This is a genomic window from Bacillus infantis (assembly GCF_020171945.1).
GTDB classification, from domain to species: domain Bacteria; phylum Bacillota; class Bacilli; order Bacillales; family Cytobacillaceae; genus Bacillus_AB; species Bacillus_AB infantis_A.
Genome location: NZ_JAIVAP010000011.1, coordinates 1 through 21,813, shown reverse-complemented (window position 1 = coordinate 21,813; position 21,813 = coordinate 1). Strand labels below are relative to the sequence as shown.

18 protein-coding genes and 1 pseudogene are annotated in these 21,813 nt (G+C 45.8%); 4 read left to right on the top strand and 15 right to left on the bottom strand.

From position 1 onward, the window contains the following. Positions 1-30 precede the first annotated feature (30 nt). The 12 genes from LCM00_RS15245 to LCM00_RS15190 all read right to left on the bottom strand — a co-directional run bounded on the left by LCM00_RS15245 (position 31) and on the right by LCM00_RS15190 (position 16,106). Positions 31-714: an N-acetylmannosamine-6-phosphate 2-epimerase gene (locus LCM00_RS15245; protein WP_224903653.1), complete on the bottom strand. Its 684-nt coding sequence runs from the start codon at positions 712-714 to the stop codon at positions 31-33. Next, the gene (locus tag LCM00_RS15240) at positions 698-2,233 is read right to left on the bottom strand and encodes a DUF4127 family protein (RefSeq protein WP_224903652.1); all 1,536 of its coding nucleotides are present in this window, start codon (positions 2,231-2,233) and stop codon (positions 698-700) included. Before LCM00_RS15240 ends, LCM00_RS15245 begins: the two co-directional genes overlap by 17 nt. Beyond that, a complete protein-coding gene (locus tag LCM00_RS15235; protein ID WP_224903651.1) occupies positions 2,230-3,207 on the bottom strand; it encodes an acetylxylan esterase in 978 nt (325 codons plus the stop codon). The genes LCM00_RS15240 and LCM00_RS15235 overlap by 4 nt, the downstream gene beginning before the upstream one ends. Positions 3,208-3,281: 74 nt before the next feature. Beyond that, positions 3,282-4,961, bottom strand: a complete 1,680-nt coding sequence (locus tag LCM00_RS15230; protein ID WP_224903649.1) for an ROK family protein — start codon at positions 4,959-4,961, stop codon at positions 3,282-3,284. Between the two features lie 12 nt (positions 4,962-4,973). Then, complete coding sequence (locus LCM00_RS15225) at positions 4,974-7,553, bottom strand: glycoside hydrolase family 38 N-terminal domain-containing protein (protein ID WP_224903648.1); 2,580 nt, start codon at positions 7,551-7,553, stop codon at positions 4,974-4,976. Continuing rightward, positions 7,554-8,909 carry an FAD-dependent oxidoreductase gene (locus tag LCM00_RS15220; RefSeq protein WP_224903646.1) on the bottom strand — a complete coding sequence of 452 codons (1,356 nt, stop codon included), beginning with the start codon at positions 8,907-8,909 and terminating at the stop codon, positions 7,554-7,556. 33 nt (positions 8,910-8,942) lie between these two features. Continuing rightward, a complete protein-coding gene (locus tag LCM00_RS15215) occupies positions 8,943-9,767 on the bottom strand; it encodes a carbohydrate ABC transporter permease (protein WP_224903644.1) in 825 nt (274 codons plus the stop codon). A gap of 17 nt (positions 9,768-9,784) precedes the next feature. Continuing rightward, on the bottom strand, positions 9,785-10,723 hold the full coding sequence (locus tag LCM00_RS15210) for a carbohydrate ABC transporter permease (RefSeq protein ID WP_224903642.1): 939 nt from the start codon (positions 10,721-10,723) through the stop codon (positions 9,785-9,787). Between the two features lie 229 nt (positions 10,724-10,952). Continuing rightward, positions 10,953-12,284 carry an ABC transporter substrate-binding protein gene (locus LCM00_RS15205; protein ID WP_224903640.1) on the bottom strand — a complete coding sequence of 444 codons (1,332 nt, stop codon included), beginning with the start codon at positions 12,282-12,284 and terminating at the stop codon, positions 10,953-10,955. A 178-nt stretch (positions 12,285-12,462) separates the two neighbouring features. Beyond that, positions 12,463-14,826, bottom strand: a complete 2,364-nt coding sequence (locus LCM00_RS15200) for a glycoside hydrolase family 10 protein (RefSeq protein ID WP_224903637.1) — start codon at positions 14,824-14,826, stop codon at positions 12,463-12,465. A gap of 149 nt (positions 14,827-14,975) precedes the next feature. Further along, positions 14,976-15,395, bottom strand: coding sequence for a hypothetical protein (locus LCM00_RS15195; RefSeq protein ID WP_224903635.1), 420 nt, complete (start codon positions 15,393-15,395; stop codon positions 14,976-14,978). Between the two features lie 81 nt (positions 15,396-15,476). Continuing rightward, positions 15,477-16,106: a DUF3221 domain-containing protein gene (locus LCM00_RS15190; RefSeq protein WP_224903633.1), complete on the bottom strand. Its 630-nt coding sequence runs from the start codon at positions 16,104-16,106 to the stop codon at positions 15,477-15,479. A gap of 361 nt (positions 16,107-16,467) precedes the next feature. Between LCM00_RS15190 and LCM00_RS15185 the strand changes: the two genes are divergently transcribed. Both LCM00_RS15185 and LCM00_RS15180 read left to right on the top strand, forming a co-directional pair. Then, complete coding sequence (locus tag LCM00_RS15185; protein WP_224903631.1) at positions 16,468-16,926, top strand: hypothetical protein; 459 nt, start codon at positions 16,468-16,470, stop codon at positions 16,924-16,926. Positions 16,927-17,049: 123 nt separating this feature from the next. Continuing rightward, complete coding sequence (locus tag LCM00_RS15180) at positions 17,050-17,193, top strand: hypothetical protein (RefSeq protein ID WP_224903629.1); 144 nt, start codon at positions 17,050-17,052, stop codon at positions 17,191-17,193. Between the two features lie 69 nt (positions 17,194-17,262). On the opposite strand, the gene LCM00_RS15175 is transcribed toward LCM00_RS15180, so the two are convergent. From LCM00_RS15175 to LCM00_RS24975, 3 genes and pseudogenes are all read right to left on the bottom strand, one after another. Next, positions 17,263-17,460, bottom strand: a complete 198-nt coding sequence (locus LCM00_RS15175) for a hypothetical protein (RefSeq protein ID WP_224903627.1) — start codon at positions 17,458-17,460, stop codon at positions 17,263-17,265. Between the two features lie 139 nt (positions 17,461-17,599). Continuing rightward, positions 17,600-18,916 (bottom strand): competence protein CoiA, encoded by a 1,317-nt coding sequence (locus LCM00_RS15170; RefSeq protein WP_455768452.1) that lies wholly within the window; start codon positions 18,914-18,916, stop codon positions 17,600-17,602. Beyond that, positions 18,917-19,000, bottom strand: a pseudogene (locus LCM00_RS24975) (hypothetical protein); the annotation flags it as partial. It abuts the gene before it with no gap. A gap of 304 nt (positions 19,001-19,304) precedes the next feature. Between LCM00_RS24975 and LCM00_RS15165 the strand changes: the two are divergent. Both LCM00_RS15165 and LCM00_RS15160 read left to right on the top strand, forming a co-directional pair. Then, the gene (locus tag LCM00_RS15165; RefSeq protein ID WP_224903625.1) at positions 19,305-20,960 is read left to right on the top strand and encodes a hypothetical protein; all 1,656 of its coding nucleotides are present in this window, start codon (positions 19,305-19,307) and stop codon (positions 20,958-20,960) included. Between the two features lie 597 nt (positions 20,961-21,557). Further along, positions 21,558-21,813, top strand: a 256-nt coding sequence (locus LCM00_RS15160; protein WP_224903623.1) for a transposase family protein, incomplete at its 3' end; no start/stop codon positions are given.

Genomic DNA, 21,813 nt, shown 5'->3' with positions numbered 1-21,813 from the left:
GATTTTTCGGGAGGTGCCTGTCACCGTTTTCTACTGCTCCTCTATCACCGCCACAAACCGCTCCGTAATCTGCTGCGGCCTCGTAATTGCTCCTCCCACCACAACGGAGTGTGCTCCATGCCTCAATACTTCCCCGGCCATATCCGGTGTAAGGATATTCCCCTCAGCAATCACCGGCACGTTAACGGCTGCAGCAACGTCTTTTAAAAACTGAAAGTCATTGTGGTAAAGCTTTTTTCCTGCTGTTTCCTCTGTGTATCCGTGCATGGTGGTTCCGACGCAGTCAAAGCCGAGTTCTTCTGCGCGGATACAGTCTTCAATGGTGGCGCAGTCTGCCATCCACTTTTGATGGGGGAAGCGCACTTTTGCTTCCTGCATAAATGCGATGAGGTCCATTCCCCCGGGTCGAAGCCGGCTCGTGGCATCTGCAGCGATGAGGTCGACTCCGGCTTCGGCGAGCTCTTCGACTTCTTTTAATGTAGGTGTAATATAGACATTGGACCCTTCATATTCCCGCTTGATGATTCCAATGATGGGCAAGTCCACATACTCCTTGATCGCCTTAATATCCTCTATCCCGTTCGCACGGATGCCCAATGCGCCGCCTCTTTTGGCCGCATCGGCCATGCGCTTCATGATTTCCGGCCCATGCAGCGGTTCATCCTCCAGTGCCTGACACGAGACGACCAGTCCGCCTTTAATTACCTCCAGCATTTTTCTCACTCCTTGTAAAAGATAGTCCGCATTCAAACATCCGGTTCCATGGCGCAAAGGTGGTGACCTTAGCAAGCTCTCTTTCTTTGAAGCTATTCAGGATCAGCTGTTTGAAGCGGTCAGTCATTCTCCGGTCGCGCTCTACATTCACATGCTGGGCTGACTCTTTTAAGTTAAAATAGTCCAACTCATGCTGCGGGAGAAAATCCGAGACCATTTCCATCCGGATCTCCGCCTGGTAGAAATAATCATCCAGCAGATGGTAAATAATATTCTCCCTGATGGTTTCCGGATCGCCTTGAAGTCCGATGACTCCCTGGCAAATCGTCGTACCGAGCGTATTGCAGTTCGTGTTCCAGCCTTTGTAGGAAAGAAGCTTATCCAGCACTTCTTCTTCATCCAGCAGGACAATCAGCTCGCGGTCACCGCCATTAGCATAGGCAGAATCTGAAATGATGACTTTTTTTCCGTCCTCTATAAATCTTTTAATTTTATCTACAAAGGTCAGCATGTTCCGGAAGCTTGTGTAGGTGATATCTTTTTTGCCCTGTTCCCATGACTCCTGCATCACCCGTCCCGGCGTATTGATGGCCAGGATCAGGTCTGCTTCATCCGGCTGCTCTGTCAGCTGGCAGCCTGCCGCCATCACATGGGCATTCAGGCTCTCGGCAAAAGGGCGGTCCTCATACAGAGGAATCAGCTGCGGGCCAAGCGTGCTGCTCCAGAAAGGATAGATTTTGAGTTTTTGCCCTTTCAGCTCGTTGTAGACTCTCGCAAGCAGGGTAGCTCCCACTTCATCTGCACCAGGATACATCTGGACTTTTTTGTAAAGGCGGAGCTCCTCCCGCCTGGAAACAACAGCTTTCTGATCCAGCGCTGTATAGCCGTATTCCGCGCTGTCGTCCTGAGGAATGGAAAGAAAATCAATGACTCCTTCAGCCACAAGCTCAATCATTTTAAGATTAATAGACAAGTTGAAGCGGCGGCGGTTTTCATAATCCTGTATGTATTCTCCAGGCAGCTTCCTGCTGATGTCCTCCAGCTGCTGTTTTTCTTCATCTGTGAGCGTTTCCCTGTTCTGCTTATCCAACAGCCAGGCACGGAGGAAGATTTCGCGGCCCCAGTGCTCATAATAATCCGGCTCTTCGTCACCGGAACTGTATTTTGGGGTCCTCATGATCAGATTGGAAGCAAAGACCGGGAGTGCCGGATAGTCCGCTTTTAAAGACCGCAGCCTTTCCATCCACACATCAGCAGCTTTTTCCTCTAAAAAATGAAGCCTTGAAGGAAGCAGTCCACCATACACAAGCATATCAATGCTTAAAATGAGGGCATCGGCATCCTTTACTGCTTCCTGAAGCCAGGTCCATAATGCCTCTGTATCGGCAGGATGCCGTTTGCTGCCCAGCAGTCCCAGATCCGGTGCTGCTAATTCAATCTCTTTTGATGACTTGGCAATCATCTCCACAAAGCCGATATTGCAGGGGCGTTCATCAATGGGCAGATAGACGATTTTCATGGCCGGCACCTCTTTTCTCTATTTTTTAGAAGGGAAGACATAAACTTCAGCTTTTCCTCTTCATGCACAGCGGGCACCTCATGCGCGTATTCCGGATAGGCCCGTATTTCCTTTGGCCCGCCGAGATGATTGAACAGGGCAAATGCACCGGATGGAGGACAAACGATGTCTTCCAGACCGGCTGAAAGAAGGACTGGGCATCCCACCAAGCTGGCCATGTTCATGCAGTCAACATAACTGAGCGTCTGATATACCCGCTCTTCCGTTTGATGAAGGGGGTCATGAACCTTGAAAAAATGAGAAATTTCCTGATAAGGTCCATCCGAGGAAAGTTCGACGGAACGCCTGAAATGGGTGAGAAAAGGGATGTCGGCGAGCGCAAACAGGATGTCATCCTGCAGGGCGGCTGCGGCAATCGCCAGTGCGCCGCCCTGGCTTCCGCCTTCAACAAACACACTTCTCTTCCCGGACATTTCCCTGACAGCATCAATGCTGCGGAAGCAGTCCATATACACCAGGCTGTAGTAATACTGATCAGGGTCCATCAGGCCGAGTGTCATCCAGCCGCCCGGACCTCCATTCCCATAATGATTTCTATCTGGAGACAGGACATTCTGCCCCCGCACCTCCACCATCAGTACAGGAATCCCCTGAATCACGTGCTTGAAGCTGTAATGCGGCTGCAGCGTGTTCCAGTTATAGCCGTGAAAAATCACTGCCGCAGGGGTGTCCGTTTCCGCTGATTCCGGTGTAACATACACCCCATGGATGCGGGAGTTCCGGAACCCGTCAAAATAAACATCATATACCTTCACTCCCGGAACCGGATAAGCCCGCTCCTTCATTTCCATATTCAGCGGATATTGATTGTTCTCTGAAATCCGCCGCTTCCAAAAAGCATCAAAATCATCCTGCCTGGTCAGGGCAGGCTTGTAATGCTGCAGCTCCTCAAGGGGCATATCAAAAAGGTTCATCTCCCCACTCCCTTTCCAAAAAAACAGGAGCAGGAACCGACCTCATAGCCGTTCCCCTCCTGCTCGAGTATAGATTAAATGATTTCCTTCCGTTCCTTCTGCTTCAAGCCGGCCTGGAGCTCCTTCAGGATGATGTCTACCAGATAGAAGGCTGAGACCTCTTCAATCGAGCTGCTGTCCCCGGCGATGTCTCCGGCAGACGGAATCAGCAGGCGCAAGTCTGAGGCATGAGCCAGGGGAGAGTCCTGCTGGCTTGTGATCCCGATCGTTTTGCAGCCGGCTTTTTTGGCCGTCTCCAGCATGCCGATGACCTCTTGGGCATAGCCGGTCGTGTTCAGTCCAACCACAGCCGTTTTCCTTGTAAGGGTTTGGACACTCATCTCCATCTGGTAAGGCGTCAGAAAAGCATCGGCTCGGATTCCGAGCTTCAACAGCTTAAACTTAAGCTGCTCGGCAACATGGGACATTTCATTGATTCCGTAGAGATAGACCTGCTCAGAGTTTGCGATAAGTTTGTTTAATTGATCCATATCATTCGCAATGTGAAGCGCATCAAACTTCTTCAGCATGCTGGAGTAGGTTTCTTTTACTTCCGAGAGGCCCGGCATATCAGACTGCTCATGCAGCCTTGTGCTGACAGAAGCTTCCTTGGCCATCAGGCGGAGTTTATTATAAGAGCCAAACTCCAGCTTCTGGCAGAAGCGGGTAATGGTCGCTTCTGATACATTGATTTGCTTCGACAGCTCGGAAATCGTCTTGTTCGGGACCGATTCTACATTTGAAATAATATATTTGGCAATCAGCTCTTCCCGTTTGGTGAGCTTATGCTTATTCGATTCGATCATCGTGGTGATGCTTTTCAAGGGCTGAAGGGTTTCCTGCAGCAGGAAATGGCGCAGGGCCCCGATCATCCCGGCATCGTTCAGGTTCCGGGCAATCTCGATTTTCGTCTGGCTCAAGATCGGCTCGATGATATCCTTTTTCAGATGCTTCTTGATGATCGGATACAGATAGTCCTTCTGAACGGTGATTCCTCCGCCTATGATGATCATCTCCGGATTCATCATATAGGCGATCGTGGCAATCCCTTTAGAAAGATAATAGGCCAGCCGCTCGATTTCCTCTCTGCACACCTCATCCCCTGCCTGGGCTTTTTCAAAAATCAGCTTGCCATCGAGTTCACTTTCGTCCAAGCCTGTTCGCTTTGCGACATTTCGGATCAGCGTCCTTGTTGAGGCAAGCTCCTGGAACTGGTCCCCTTCAATCGGGATATAGCCGATTTCCCCGCCGCTGAAGCTGTGGCCCGTGTGCAGCTTGTTATCGAGAATATAGCTTCCGCCGATGCCGGTTCCGACCGTCAGGCAGAAAAGACTTTTGGCATCCTTGCCTGTACCGATCCAGGATTCAGCAAGGCCGGCACAGTTGACATCATTCTCAACCTCGACCGGCAGGCCGAACCAGCTTTCCAGCTCCTGCTTCACCTTCATTCCCGTATACTCAGGAATCAGGTCTGAAGCATAAAGGATCTCACCCTTTTTGGAATCAACCTGCCCGGCAGAGCTGATGCAGATCCCGCTGATCTCATGCTGGGCCATCAGATTCTTTCCGAATTCCTTCACTTTTTCTATAATGGCGGTGCCGCCCAAAAATGCCTTAGTCGGGGATTCGAACTTTTCCATGAAGGTTCCATCCTCGGCTAATACGCCGTATTTGAGCAAGGTCCCGCCTATATCAAATGCAATAAACTTTCTCATATCGATCACCTTCTATTTCATGGGATGGAGTAGGAGGCCTTGCGGATGGGCCTTTCTTTTTACGCGAATGGTCTTGATTTGCTTCGGCTGGAAGGAGAGAGTCAATTCGCGTTCCGCTGTGAATCCAGTGACCGTTTCCCCTGTAAAATCAACCTCCGACACTTCCGTTGGCAGAAAGCCAAAAACAAGTGCTGTACTGGCTTCTTCATCAGAAGGATTAAAAAGCCTGATATCGAATGAATCTTCTTCTTTTAACATAAACGATGAAAATGCAATCCCATGGGAAGATAACTTAAAGAGTTTTTGCTCCTCTTTCTTCTCACACGACTGCTGGACGAGCACCGGCTGCCGCATTACTTTGGCATGGTTCAGAGAGTGATGCTCCCTGCCGAGAATAAGGCCGTACTCAAACTCATAAGTCCCGAGGCATTGAGCACCTGGCGTTTCGAACCCCGGACCCGCCCCGTTTCCGCGTGTCCTGAGATCGCGCCTTGATAGCCAGCCGACACTCCGGATCATGGTGAGGAAAAGCATATCATTCCCTTCAAACCCATCCACCTCATATTCCTGCAGGCCCCTGTGCACCAGCTGATGCTCATTCGCCATGGCTGAAGAATAAGAAGGATACTGATTCATCACGGCTTCCTTATTTTTGGGCATATCAAAATTTTTCTCGCGAAGAGTTTCTCTTTTTATAAGATCAAAGGCCGTGTCCCCATAGCTGTAATCCGCCCTGCCCGCTGCAAAGCCGACACGCAGCTTCTGGTCTCTTGCCTTGTTTTCGACTGTTGTTTTAAAATCAATCGTTCTTCTGCCTTTATTAAGTGTAACAATGGTGGTCATCCGGTTCGCGACCGTATCCACGCTTGCTCCTGTCCTGCTTTCATTCAGGGAAGCAGGCAGCGTCAATTCATACTCAAGGACAGCAGACTGGAAGGTTTCCCCCTTGGTGATATCCCTGACCAGGGCAAGAACCGCCCTGCTTTCCAAATCATTCACCGGCGGAGAGTAATTATAGGTATCCCCCGCATCCAGGGATGACAGGAACTGGTGCTGATCATGATGCACCCTGCCTGTTTCCAGGTCTGTGATAATCAGTCCGTGCCGGTCCCATTCCACTTTATAATAGTCGTTCTCAATGCTATCCGCTTGAACCTCTTGAGCCGCAAGTGCCTCTTTTTCCACAAGCCCGATCTTCACCCTCTTGATCTCTGCCCCGTCAAATGGCATCTCAAAAGCAACCTCATAAACGACGTATTCTCCATAATGCGGCTCTGCCAGGATGTCGTGCAGGAATTCCTCCCGCTGCTCCCTGCTTATGATGTCAAAAGCAATTGAGGCATCATCTTGATAGAGCTCGATGGATCCACGGTCGAGCTGTGCAGGCACTCTGATCGCTGCCCTGACTGGATATATATCGGCAATGGGTGTGCTGTTGATTAGATAGAGATACGGATTCTCTTTTCTGCTGTCCAAAAACTCGAAAGGGTACAAGCCGTTCAAGGTATCCCGCGAGAACTGGCGGATCGCGCCCAGCACCTTTTTGGACCGTGTCTCCATTTCATCATGGACTTCATCTACACTGCAGCCGCAGATGCTGTCATGAGGCTGGTTCTGCAGAATAAGCTTCCACACATATTCCATAAAATGTTCTGACCGGCTGCTGGCGTTCGTCCAGACGTTCAGTGCTTCCATCACCCCGATTGCCTGGTCCTCGCACATCTGGTTCTGGTTCTTCAAATAAGTCCTGGTTGACAGGACGCCCGGTAAAATAAAGATTTTGGAAGGATCACGCTGCTCGCCATGGATTTTCCCCTCAGGCTCTTCTCCTTTATAGGACTCTATGAATTCAGACATCAAGGACTGCTGGAACTTGATCCCGGGATTCTGCTCTTCAAGTCCTTTAATTCGTTCCTGTAAATCCGGAGCCGTAAATGTATGATCCGCTCCGTTCATCACAAGCGCTTTGCCAAGTGTGAGGTAGGGAGAGCTGCCTTCCAGATAGGATTTTGCTTCTTCCACGTAAGCTTCATGCTTAAGGAAGGTTTGATAGTATCCTTCAAACAGCGGGAGGACAAAGGTGAATACCTTGCTGCTGTCCGGCCCTTCCCATGTATTTTCGAAGCGGTCTGAAACTGCTCCGCGGAAAATAAGAGCCGTGCTGATGCCGGATTGCTTGAGAATCTGCGGCATCTGGCTGATATGGCCAAAGGTATCGGGCAGATAGCCGATATCGCAGGATGAGCCTGCAGCTCTCGCCATCTTCGTTCCGATCTCCAGGTTCTTGATCATGGACTCTCCTGAAACAAGGAACTCGTCGGCCAGCAAATACCAGGGGCCGGCTTCGATTTTTCCATCCTTTATATAAGAAAGAAGATTTTGATATTCCTCTTCCCCGACCACTTCACGATAATCGTCCAGGACAATCGTCTGGCCGTCGAGGAAAAAGTTTTCGATTTTCCCTTCTTCAAGCAAGGATTGGATATAGCGCAATCCGTTCCTCAGCTTGTAGCGGAACTCTTCAAATGTTTCATACCATTCCCGGTCCCAGTGGGTGTGATTCAAGATATGTACTTCTCTGACGTTTTCCATTCACTGTCCCTCCACAGGATATAGCTTCTTTTTCAGGATGCTGCCATCAAGCTTGTTCAGGTCCGCCTTTTCCCGGATGGAAACAGCACAGGCGAGTCCGGCGGCCTGGCCCATATCCCTTACGGTCGGCTGGATCCGTAGGGAAGCCTGCATCAGAAACGTACTGGAAATATGGCGGCCGACCGCAATCAGATTATCCACCTCAAAGGTGATCAGCGACCGGTAGGGAATTTCATAGTACTCTCCCTTTGAAAGCTTTGCTTCTTCTATATTTTCAGTTGTGACACTATGCACATCAATATACCAGTCTCCGCGGGCAATCCCGTCCTCGAAACGGGCCCGCTTCACATAGTCCTCTTCTGTCATCGTATATTGGCCGGCAATCCGCCAAGATTCCCTGATGCCGAGCTGGGTGGCTTCTTTTAGCAGAAAGGCATGTTCGAAGCCAGGCATATACTTTGGTAAAAATTTCACAAGCCTTCTGATCATTTCCCTGCCTTTGGTCACTGCTTTTGATCTCAGCACCGGATCTGTCGTTTGATGGATCCCCGGGATATGGGGGCAGTTAAAAGACATGGCCGTCGGCTTCCCCGGCTGGGTGAAAGCCTGGAAATAGCGAAGGTCTTCCTCCTGAAGATCCCCATTTTCGAGGCCTTTTCTAAAAAGAGGCTCCAGCTTATGCCCCTTGCCAGGCACCATGGCGATTTCAAAAAAGTCAGGGTCTTCGATCTTGCAGAACGCTTCTCCCTGGGAAAGAACAAATTTCCTGAGAGCATCCACATCGATTCCGCCCATTTCGAACCGGAAGGAAATCTGCTGGTTCTCCCCATTTTTGTTCCCGGAATGAGCAGGGACCCCTGCCGAGCGGGAAAGAACAGCATCTGCTGTAGCATCAATAAATGTCTTTGCTTTGACTGCCACCAGCCCGCTTGAGGTATTCAGAATAACAGAAATGATCCGGCTTCCTTCCTTTATGCAGTCCACGTAGCTGCTGTCATAAAGGATCTCGCCGCCGCGCTCGGTGATGAGCTGCTCAAGGACAAAGCCCAGCGCCTCAACATTGAACCAGCTGCATGTGGTGGTTCCATCATTTGTCCTGATATTCTCCTGATGAAGCCTGCTGATGATCAGGCTGTTGATTTTCTGTGCTTTTACGTACGTGGGCATCATGGGAGAAACAAGGGAATTGGTTTGGGTGCCGCCAAGAGAAATCGTTTTTTCGACAATAAGAGTGGACAGCCCTTCCTCGAGCGCCGACAAGGCCGCAGCGGCTCCCCCGGTTCCCCCGCCAATAACGGCGCAGTCAATTTCATATAGCACAGGCAGCTCCCTGCCGTAAAAAGATTCAGTTTCCATCTGCTAAAAGCCTCCTTGTGGATCCATTTTGGATCAGCCTTTGACTGCTCCGTCCGTTGCGCCTGAGATGAAATACTTTTGCAGCCAGATAAAAATCAGCAGCGTCGGGATCGTGGTCAGGATAGAGGCCGCACTGATCAGCTTCAGGTTGGCGCCGTCGAAGTTCTGCGACAGCTGTGCGAGCCCGATCGATAATGTGTACATCGTGCTGTCCGTAGAATTGAGAAGCGGCCATAAATAATCTCCCCATGTTCCCATAAAAGTGAAAATCGCCAGGGTGACAAGGGTCGGTTTGACGAGCGGCAAAACGACCAGATACCACACCTTGAACCGGTTGGCTCCGTCCAGGTAGGCGGATTCTTCGAGATCCTTCGGGATGCGCAGATATGCCTGCCTCATCAGGAAGATGCCAAAAGCGGTTGATACCTGCAGGACAATCAGCCCGATATGGGTATTGCGGAGGCCAAGCTCTCCTGCCAGCTGGAACAATGGCGCCATATAAAGCTGGAAAGGCACCATCATGGTCGAAATAATCAGCGCGAGCACCACACTTCTTCCCCTGAAATCCATCCGGGCGAGCGGATAGGCTGCCAGGCTGCAGAAGAGAAGATTAAAGGGAATCGCAAGCCCTGTCACAATCACGGTGTTTAAAAAATAGGTGCCGAAATTGGCTTTATCAAAGGCGGCAATAAAATTTTCAAAGGTTGGATTTTCAGGCAGGAATGAGCCATAGATGCCCTCACCCGGAGATTTTGCTGCAATGAACAAGGTGATGAGGAACGGCCCGACGGTCACGATTGTGATGAGGACCATCGTTAAATAAGCGACAGCCTTTTTTCTAAATTGGTTTGAATTCATTCTGCGTTCCCCCTCTATTAAGCTCTCAAATCATCTTCCCGCTTGCTGGTCAGCTTCATCTGAAGAAGCGATGCCCCAATGGCCATCACGAGCAGGACCAGTCCAGCGGCAGATGCAATGCTGACGTCCAGGCTGTTGAACTTGGCATAGATGTACATGACCAGGGTGGTGGTTGCACCGGCAGGCCCTCCCCCGGTAGTCAGGGCGATTTCTTCAAACACCTTCATTCCGGCGATGATCGTCATGACCGAAACAAGTGTGATAGAAGGAGTCAGCATCGGCACCGTAATCCTGGTGAACTGCTGCCATACTGAAGCGCCGTCAATACTGGCTGATTCATACACATCCTTTGGAATCGACTGCAGCCCGGCCAGATAGATGATCATATAATAGCCGAGGCCTTTCCAGATTGTGATGGCGGCAACAGCTGTAAGAGCCGTCGAGGATTGGACAAGCAGATTGGTCGGTGAGTCGAACAGGCCGATTTTGGCCAATAGTTCCGCAATCACGCCATTTTGCGAATACAGCATTTTCCACATCAAAGCGGCAACAACCATCGGGGTAATGACCGGCAGATAATATAAAACCCTAAAAACACCGGCGGCCCTGATCTTCTGGTTCACAAGGACTGCTAAAATCATTGGTAAAAAGACATTCAGCGGAAGCACAATCACCAAAAAGACTAGCGTATTGACGAAAGCGTTCCAGAAATCACTGTCTGTGAATATCTCTTTAAAATTGGCCAATCCGACAAATTCACCTGTACCCGCAATGATTTTATAGTCCAGGAAGCTCCATTTGAAAGCTTCAATGATCGGATAGGCAAGAAAGGTGCCCAGAATCACGATCGACGGAAGCAGGAACAGCCATGGGGTCAGCGGCAGCTTGAACTTCTTGCGCTTTTTAGGTACGGATTTGATTTCAAGGTTTTGAAGTACTGCAGGTTCTCTGTTCATTTTGAACTCCCCTTTAAAAGAAACTCGGCGGCTTTGCTCTCTATTGCTGAACAAATCCTTTTTATGACAATTATAGAATAACCGTGCATGTTGTGCGGCAGAAACATGAGAGACTAGCACTTTTTTATCAAAAGGCTAGTCTCTTGTCTGCAAATCAATATTAGCATTGGCATAGTGAAGGTGAATGTCTCTTAGACACTTCGCTATTTTTCCAGAATGTTAGCCTTAATTAGAATGTCACTTTCTCGCCGGATTTTTCAAACGCCTTATTCCATTCTTCTTCCAGCTGCTTCAATGCTTCCTCAGGAGAAAGGTCTCCCTGGAGGTTTTTCGTGAAGATCGTCTTGGTTGCTTCACGAAGGTCTGCACTGTTTTCAGTTGGCGGGATCAGGACTTCTGCGCGGCTAAGCGATTTGGAGGCTTCAAGCATGCCTAGGCCCTTTGGAGAATCGCCAGGGTTTGCAAAATAATCGTCTTCCAGTGAAGCCTTTGTGGACGGAAGGACAGTTCCGGCTACTTTGGCAAACTCAAGCTGGTTCTCAGCATTGGTCACGAATTCAGCAAGGGCAACAGCCGCTTCTTTGTTCTGTGTTTTTGCCGGTACAGCAAAGTTCATGACAGCAACGTTTACAGGAGCATCCGCGTCATTCAGCGGCTGGCCTGCTTTGGATGCCTTGAATACATCAGGGGCACCAGATTCAACCGGCCCAAGGAATGTCACTCCGCCTTCAAGCATAGAGATATTCCCGGCCATATACTGCTCCTGTCCTGTCTTGATAGAGCCTTCTGCCGCTTCCTGCGGGATGATTCCTTCTTTGTACATCTTTTGAGTCACTTCAAAAAACTCAAGCAGGTTTTTGTTGCCGGCCAGGTTTGCTTTCCCGTCTTTCACGATCGGCTCGCCGTTAGACAATGACACCATTTTTTCCATGATTGTATTTCCATCGTTGATCACCGGATAGTAAGCCGGTTTCCCTGTAGCTTCGGATACCTTTTTGGCAGTTTCATAGAGTCCCTGCACGTCAGAAGGAAGTTCAGTTACACCCGCCTGGCTGAAATGGTCCCCATTGTACCAGGAAACAGTTGTCGTCAGATACCAAGGCAGTGCATACAGCCCTCCATCATACTTCCCTGATTCAAACGGGCCTTCTACATAAGCGCCATTTGCTTCATCGCTGAGTTCGTCAGTCAGGTCAAGCAGTCCGCCCTGTGCGGCAATATTGGACATATAGTGCGGGTTCAGGTTGACGAGATCCGGCACATCGCTTCCAGTAAGGGAAGTCAGCACCTTTTGTTCCATTTCATTCTGCGGGATATCCTGGATTACAACGTCCACTTCAGGATGCTGTGATTCAAAATCCTTCTCCAGATCCTTGAAATATGTATCAAATGGCTCCCCTGCCAAGGAAGCAGTCCACATCGTGACTTTTCCTGAAAGCTCCCCGTCCTTGGCTTTCTCTTTGTCTGTTCCGCCGCTTGTATCATCGCTGCTGCATGCTACCAATCCTAAAGCCAGCATCGCTGTCATTGATCCTGCAGCCCATTTTTTAACAGTTTTCATTTGTATTTTTCCCCCTTGGAAAATAATTTAGAAAACGCTTCCATATCCACATTATAAATGCTCGCTTTTCTCCTTTCAATGGTTTTTGTAAATAATTTTTAATAATATTATTTTTTTGAAAATAATTTTCTAAAAAGGGATGAAACAGGCATATCCCGTTCATCCCCTAGTCTGCTCATTAGTTTTGGCGGTCAAGGAAATAGCTGACCCATTGCTTCGTTTCCGCCAGCTGTGACTTCATTCGTTCGCCTACAGTTGAGGCAAGCTTCCCGGATTTTATGCTATCCTGGATTTTTGTCTCGGCATTTTGGAAAGCTTCTGTACTTTTCTCAGGGTTTTTCCTGACTGATTTCTGGATATCCTGAAGTGCCTGGCGGATGTCATTGCCTTCTTTTCTTGCCAAAGCTCCTTTAGGAATATATAGATGGTTGATCTCTTGCTGAATATCCTTCAAAACAGCATAAACTGCTTCAATCGGCTCTTCCCCAGGATTAACGGCCTTTTCACGCCATGGCCCTTTGCCGAGTGCATCAACAGAAGGCGCACTCGCCTGGCCAAAGGCAAACATGTTCACTCCGGCTGTTCCGTACTTGGCTGACATCACATCTTCCACACTCGCCATCTCACTCAAGTGATGATAGAAGGAATAAATACCTGTATAATACATAGTTCCTTCCGGCATCAGCTTTTTGCTTGCCTGGACAGTGGATTGGATGCTGTTAAAGTCATGTCCGTAAGCCTGCGGGATGACTCCGTCAATATCCTCCTGCCAGTCACTTATCAGGACAGCCTCAGGGCCAGGCTCCGGTGTAGCAGTCAGCATGAACTTGGAATTGAGCTCCTTTGACTGGGTATGAAGCCCATCGACAAAATCATTCTCCCTCTGCTGAATCCAGCCGGCCCATTTTTCCCACTCTTCAGGTGTACCGGTCGGACTCAGGTCCATTGGATCAAGGCCTGTTTCGGCTTTATAGAGGTCCAGGACCTCCTTGCTAAATCCATAGCTCTTTTCAAAAGGCTGGTGCGGATAGCGCATATAGTCGATGTTCAAGCCCTTGATGTCATATTTGGTCTGCATTTCTTTATAGATATCCAGCATGAAGGTTTGAACCTCCGGCTGGGCAATATCCAGCCAATAATAGTTGCTTGAAGAGTCTGGCTTTGGTTCGCCTGTTGTATTGGAGCGCTGGATGGCTGCCCATTCCGGATGCACCTGGAACTGGGACGGCAATCCAAGAGAAGAGTGGCCGATCATGAACCCATCTGTCCATGCCTGCACAGAAATGCCCCGCTTCTTCCCTTCCTCGATATAAGCCTGGAGCAGATCACTGCCATACTTGCCGTAGTCTGCATTTCTAAAATTCGGATGCTGAGCCGGTAGACCATACTCTGTCATCGTTTCACTAGGATAGATGGTATAGCCCCAGAAAGTGGTTTCCAGGTAAACAGAGTTAAAGCCTGCTTCCTCCATCCGGTCAAGCACCTGGTTAACACCTGCAAGAGTCGTTTCTTCAGGGCGGTACCAGATCGCCCTTTGCTCAGCTGCATGGGAAGGAAGAGAATAATAATAAGCATCATAAGCCAGTTGAGTAGCCTGGCGGGTAAGATCAAGGGCCAGCACAGGATCAGCGGCATTAACTTTCTCAGCTTTTGAAAGAACTTCCTTCGCTTCTCTGATAGCTGCCTCCGCTTCTTTCAGAGCAACATCCAGATATTCCGCTTTTGCTTTCTCAATCGAAGTCTCCGCTTTAGAGATGGATTGCCTGCTTTGGAACTGGAAGCTCTCCACATCCTGAACAATTTCCACTACACCATTTTCATCCACTGTCACTTTTGCACCGATAATAGAATTGCCTGATATCCAGCTTGAAGCCACTCCATGCCCGCTGACAACAAACCCATTTTCCGGGATAGCTGAATTGCCGCCGCCCAGCTTCGTGACAAAGCCGTCTTCAACCGTGATTTCATAGCCGTAAGGATTTGTTTTCGTTGAGCTGCCAAACTCAGAGGTATACACAATCAGCTGATCAGGGCCGCGGAATCCATCAAAAGGAGCTCCAGCCGGGTTGGATGCCCGTGTCGGATCCACTGAATTGGCTTGCCTTTCAGTCCGTTTCTCAGCTGGTTCATAGAGTGTGACCGTTTCGCCATCCTGGAGCTGCTCCAGAAACCCTTTGATTTCAGCAGTCGTAGAACTGCCAGTCGAAAGCACCAAACCTTCTTCCGGTATAGCACTGTCCCCATCCGTCTCCCTGGCAACCCGGTATGTATTGACCCCCGTCTTCTCAAGGACCACCTCTGTGCTGCCTTTTGCCGTTTCCGTATAATAGCTGAATGTGTCATTAAACAGGACAAGCTTATTCCCATTCGTCCGGTTATTCACATCATTCACCCTCAGCCAATCCTCCGACTCATCCTTCACACTCATAACATCATCAGGGACATTCGCCTCCGCTGACACTTTTCCGCCTCCACCAAATGATGAGACTAATAGACTTGAAGCAAGAGCCGTTCCGCTAAGCACCTTCAATGATTTCTTCAACGTGATTTCCTCCCCTTCAGAAATTCGCACTCCTTAAATTGGCAGCGCTTCCATTAAAGTATAAACAGGGAAGAGTGTGAAATTCAATCGTAATATGTAATTAATTTTCAATATTAAATATTTTTTGAAAATATATTTCTTTTTAATGACTATATGCCCATAAAAAAGCCATGGGGTCGGATCCGACTGGGCCATGGGGTCAGACCCCATGGCTCACCGATAAAAAAAGAGTGAAGCGTCTTCACTCCACTCTTCGTGAAACCATCCTGTGAAACAAGATTTTTCGGGAGGTACCTGTCACCGCTACTAAAATCCTCAATGATTGAGTATTTCTTCATTCCCTCTTCAATCAGCCGGAGCTCGTCCGCTTTGATAGGTGAGATTGTCTGTTTTCTCAGGTACACTTTCCCGTTTGGTTCTTCATAAATTTCATATCCTTCAGGTACATTCTGAATATCTGCTGCGCCTTCAGCCTTTTTTGAAAAATGGAAAGAGAGGTTTCCTTTCTTCGTTAGCCGGCTATGTAAAAAATAGGTATCACCCCTGAAATTCTTGACAGACAAAGCCATATTCATTTCCCCTCTCTGCATGACAATCTTTTAACTGCAGACTACCACATTGAAGATTGACTTGTGAAGATTATAGAATCCTCATTCATCCAATACCTCAATCCGCTCTGCCCCTGACTTAGGAGGAAGCGACTCTTGAGCCATTCCCTGATGAGTAACCGATACGTTTTGCCCGACTTCTAATTCCTTAAATTTTGTTCCGCTAACGTAAAAAATCATGCCATTTCCTTCTTGGGAAGCAATATCCATGATCTCTTCTCGTGTTCCATTCTCAAGCATCTCACCTGAAATCTTATTAATCACCAGGATCTGGTGGGCCTGTTCAGTCCATTTTAAGGCAATTACACCCTCAAAGACAGGCTTCTTAGCACTGACGCTGTCCACAACTTTTACCTTTATGGCTCCTGCCTGGGCTGGGGCTGAGGTGGCTTTATCTCCATTGTAATAGACTATTACATTTTGCCCTTCTTTAAGCTTTTCCTGACGTCTGCTATCTAGTTTGGATATATTAAAAAAAGTTCCTTCTCCCCCATAAGCTTCTGCAAGCTCCTCGAAGCCTTTCTCCTCCATCTCTTTTTCAGTCGCCGGTACAACCCAAATTTCGGAATCACTTTTGCTTATGATATAACCCTCTTCTTGAACTGCACCCAGAGTACAAGCCGATAACAATAAAAGACAGCAAAATAATAACAGTGTTCTAATGGTTGTCATTCCTTCCTCTTAAGATTGCAGTTAAGGTATTCCTTTTATTTACAATTATATTTGAACTGGCTTGATTAAAGAAGGACAATAATAGATTTTGTGCAAATTCAAAACAATCCTATCTTTAAGCAGATTGTTGGCAGGATAGGCATACAAGGATACTTCTGACTACCTTATGAAAGCGATAAGAATTAATCAAACGTTTGATTAATGACAGTCAAAAGGACGGTGCCATGGAACTTTTTAAACTGAGCCACGGGACCTGTCCCCTTGGCTCCCCTTGGCTCAAAAAAAATATCCCCACACCATGTCCATTTTCTATTCACATCTATATATAAGAGATGAACAAACAAAATAGGAGTGATTGGGAATGCGGATGCAGATGAATGGGCGGAATCAGGTTGAAAGGCAGGTCCGGTGGAGAGATGAGTTTGATTATATGGAGGGCTTGTTGTTATATTTGCTTCTTAAGAGTGCTGCGATGCTGAAGGATGTGGTCCCGTTTGGTGAGATTGTGCTGAATATGAGGCAGTATGTCCGTTCTATTCATTTACTGCGGAGAGGCCTATGGTTTTACTACTTGAAAAAGAGGGATCTTAATAGCTATTCGTGGATTCACCATTTGATAAAGCGTCAGGAAAAGCTCGGTCTGATTACGGCGGAGCGGCTTCCGTGTGTTTTTTTGTTTTCGATGTCTGGTGTGGAGGAGTCTGGAAATACTCGAATGCTGGCTGAAACGGAAGAGGCAAGTACAGCCAAGGAACAGTCTAAAAACAGACAGAATCTTTTTTTGCTGACTGCAAGTGAAGCGGTCGTTGAGGACTCGTGAATCGAACCTGAATACATAATAGAGAAAAGAAATAAAAGAGAGAAAAGAAAGAATTAAAACAACAACAACAGCATCTCTGAAGAAGTCTGGAGAGCAAAAAACACTGCTGTTGCTGACCACCTCATGGAGATGAGGGGAAAACGGTTTTTCCAGACAACAATCGATTTGGCAGCGATTGAACGGATCTGTGAGCTGGCTCTATCTATTGAGCAGAAGCATATTTATGGACGAGTAGTGACAAGGTGGAATAGGGAGGGAAAAACATAGGGACGTACCTCCCCTACCTCTTCAAGTGAATGCTTTTTATTTACATTTCCTTATAAGTCACAACTTTACTTACCACTCCTCTTTATGATGTTTACCAAGTAAGTTCTCAACGTATTTACAGACCGTGCTTTCTTGATAACCCAAAATTGCCGCTGCTCCTTTTGCGTATTCATTTCTTAACAAGTACGAACCACCTGGCTTATTACACGCAGTAGCCAACTCCTTTAAAACGATATCCTTCCAATTTGGTCTTTTTGGTCTAGCCATTATTAATACTCCTCCAATATTATTTAATTCTATATATGCTCTTAGAAAAGTAATTAGAATTATTCAATTCTAATTATGTAAAAAATTATTGCGGAAGTGACATTAATCTATCAATTAGTAGCCCAATAATACCTCAAATTCACTCTACAAACATCCCAACACCCACACTATAAAACCCATGATAATCAGGAGAAGGTGTTAACAACTTTTTAAATCTTATAATAACTTTTTCGAATATAGCTAAAGTAAATGGTTCATATAACTCCTCTTGAAAAATAATTCCCAGAAATACTGCTTCCTTTGTGGAATTATTTACTTGAGTTCCTCTCAATATAGAAAGCAATAATGCAAGCACGCTGCTCAAAGAAACACTTGCGCTAAATTGAGTTTTAGTTACAATTGGCTTACCAGGACCAAGTAAATTATTTTTGTTATATCTGTGTATCTTGGTATAGAAAGGGACTGGGCGACCGCGTTGTATATACTCATAATCCAATTTAAACTCTTCTTCAGTCTGATAAAAATGTTCATAGAGATGATCAATGGCCCACAGCAATATTCCTTTATTCATGGGAGTTTCCATGAAAGGAATCTCTGGTTCATATACCGGCCTTTTTTTATAGACTTTGTTTTTCCACGATCTCTTTGAGACCCCCAGTACAATAAATTGTTCAGACATTGACAATTCTTTATGGTTAAACAAATAAAAGCCCCTTAACATTAGATCTTTCATTTCTACAGGTACCACCCTATATAGGACTGTCGGAAGTTGAAATGGCAGATAAGTAAACTCGGAGGTTTCCTCATTAAAAATCGGCGCCTCAAATGCATATCCTGGAATCTCACATTTTCTGATGGCTTCAACTTCTAAATCGAATGTTAGAGTGGACTCTGAAAAATTTGATTTATCAATGTCTACAGATTCCACATCCTCCGCCCCAAAAAACTCTCCATATAAATTAATTCCAACATCCTTCAAATCCATTCCCATGACAGCCTCATTTACTGTGTAGGTACGATTATTCACTCGCTCCAACCCTCTAAAAATTTCAATGATGTCGGTTGCCGGATTAAATGAGACTATTGAAGGTTGGTCAAAGGAATTCTCGATTAAAGCTTCAGCAGCTCTCTTGACGGTATACGTAACCAATCCTGAAGAGTTAATTAGATTTTCTCCTATTACCCATATATCTTTAATTCCAGCTTTCTGATAGAGCTTTTTTCTTTCCTGTATCTTCTCTGGGTTTATATTAGAGCGCTGATATTCCACAACCCACTGAACTCCGTTTTCAAATTCAATAAAAATATCAGCAATCTGCCTCGTTTCCGGTATATAATGCTCAATTTCAATCTTTATTACCTTATGATTTAACAGGCTTTCAAGGTAATTAAATAGCTTTACTTTTCCTAATCGGTGACTTTCAGTTTCGCCTCCACCTTCATAAATGCACTCCAATGTCTGCCTGTGACTGAAGTGCGGAATTTTCTTCGGAACTTCAGCCCAGTTGATAATGACCTTTCCATTGCAATAAGGACAAATATATTGATCTATATTAGTATCTTACTTCAGCCTGCTTCTTTGATTTTTATAATGCGTTGATGCCAGGTTAATCAATTCATCCCTTAATAAGGCTTTTAGCATACTCCCCACCCTTTCGGTGTTCATCCAATATGTAAATTATACCAAAAACACAACTTCAAGTGGGAGGCGGAAGGGGGCATACTAAATGAGCTATTTTTAGGAATACCCTCATCCCCCCTCCCCAATCGAACCCTTCCACTTTTCTCCATCCGTGATACAATAGTGAAAAAATAGTTAAGTAGAGTGGTTGCGGAGGGAAGACATGGTTAGCAAAGATTCAATTTTACAGGTTCTTGGAAAAGAACTTGATACGCTTATAACATCCTATGAAAACGAAATGACACAATTAAGAAGAGAGAATCAGTCTCTTTTCAGCAAGAACAAGGAGTTAGAACAAGAGAATCAGGAACTGCATAACCAACTCTTACTTTCATCTCAGGTAAAAGTGGACATATTTGAAGAAGAGTCCTTCCAAACCCTCTTTTCTCAAATTATCAATGGAATTAGTTATGAGCTTATTGATAAGTTGTTTCTTTCTTCAACTAAAATGGAATCGTACTTTTTATTAGTAACACTAAAAAAATTAATCCAAGAGCAGAATTATGAAATGTCTCGTTATATCATTGATTGTCTTGCAGATAACCAAGCACCACTGTTATATGAAAGTAAGCAGCTCGACGATATATTTGAAGAAATTTTGATTATGATTTTCTTGAACGACAATCAAGAAATCAATTCTCGATTTGATGAATTACTTCTGTCTACACTTGATTTATTCCAACTGCTTCATAAGACAACGAAGAAGAGATTAATCATTCATTTTTTTAAAGATCATCTTGCAGATCTCACTGATAATGTTTTTTATTTGAATGAACCATCGATTATGACGAATTTTCTACGCATATGCTTTATCTATCATTTAATAGATGAGTTACGTGAAATCCTAACGTATATGCTGAAGATTGAATGGGGATTTTTAGATAGTAAGCTCTCGAAGGAGGAATTCACCTTTTTGCTATGGTATTCCTATCTTTTTAACCTTGATCAAGAATTGCTTGAAAAGGCAGTAATCAGTGTGAAGTGGTTCCAAAAATCAAAGGATTTATCATTGTATTATTATTTGCATGATTGTCTTAATAAAAAGGTATCCCATAAAAAATCCACTTTTAGATTGAAAAAACAAGAGTTACAAGCGAGCCAATTACTGATTACTGTAGAAATTGAGGAGATTGTGGCAAAGATAGAAAAGGAATTAAAAGCCTTTGCGCCGAAACCCAACCGAGCTCCTTTGTATGATAGCAATTTGAGAGTTGTGAAAGATAATTATTTTGACACGGTTATTAAGCAGCTTGGTCTAAAAGAGAAACTTATGACACTACCACTCTATCAGTCTATTAATGATAATTTTGCGAGTAAATACCTACAAGCAATGCTATGGATGTCAGAGGACGGAAGAGCTGCCTATCTACCAGAGAAACACCTGAGAGAAATCAAGAAGCAGTATTATCCGGTAAAACCAAAGGTCAAAGAATATTCAATGCCAATCGTTAAACAAATGACAACTCCTGCTTCAACGAAAATTTCGGATGAGTTTAAATGGCCAAATACCGATATCGGGGAGAAAACCCATGCAGAAGAACTCGACGATACCAAATTAAATGAACACAGCGCCCTAAAACTGATGGGATATCAAATTACTGGCCTCACACGTGATAAGAGATGGTCGATTCTAAAAAAAGCGGTTCCTGCATTAGGGTTGAAAAAAGTAGCCACTATTATTGCCTATAATGTCAAACTTAGAAAAGGACAAAAAAATGGAACGAAGAAATTCCAATATGCTATCACTGAGTGGGAGCATGACTTAAGTAAACTCAAAGAAACTTACTATAAGAAGGATTTTAAATGGCCAATTTCGTAAGAGGACTGGGGGTTCAGAGGCTTTAGATTGCGTGGCGAAACCCGTCTCATGGATAAACTGCTACCAACTTTCGAACACCTTGCACCGCTTTTTGCCGGCAAAATAACTAGCGCTATGGTTTACTTTAAGGAGTAATTCTGCAGCGCTTTTTCTATGTTAATTTAATGCCCATCCTGGCTATTCCTTGACAAACACTGTTTACAAACACGGCAGACATTATCAAACCTCAATTAGCTTTATTTTTAATTTCCGCTAATGGAACATCTTCATGAGGAAACTTTTCCGCTTGGCGGATGTGCTCCACCCCGCTTCCAAGCTCATAAAAAAGCCATATAAAAAGCAATCAAACACCTATACAAACTCGCCTACCCTAAGTAAAAACACACATCAACCGAACCCTCTGCCACCCAAATCAAAAGAAGTCTCTCTGGGGAAATAGCTCTCATAATTTTCAAGATGATACGGGCTTGTTTAAAATGGCTCTATACTAAATGTTGGGGTTCCTACACAAATTGAGACATAAAAAATGCACGTAATCATCCAGTCTTTTATACTTGAGTTGTCGAGAAACAAGTATAGATTGGAGATACGTGCATAATGAATTCTAACATAAAATTACCCGGATTTGAAGAAGTAGTGGTTCTATCAATGGAGGAAGTGGAAGAGAAGCTCCGCATTCATGTAGAGATGCCTGTCAGAGCCCATGTTTGTCCGGTTTGTGGGACATCAACGGAGAAAATCCACGACTATCGGATACAGAAAATTAAGCATTTAAAGCTATTTGAAAGACAGACGCTGCTCTTCTATAAGAAGCGCCGCTATGCTTGTCAGTGTGGAAAGAAGTTTTCGGAAA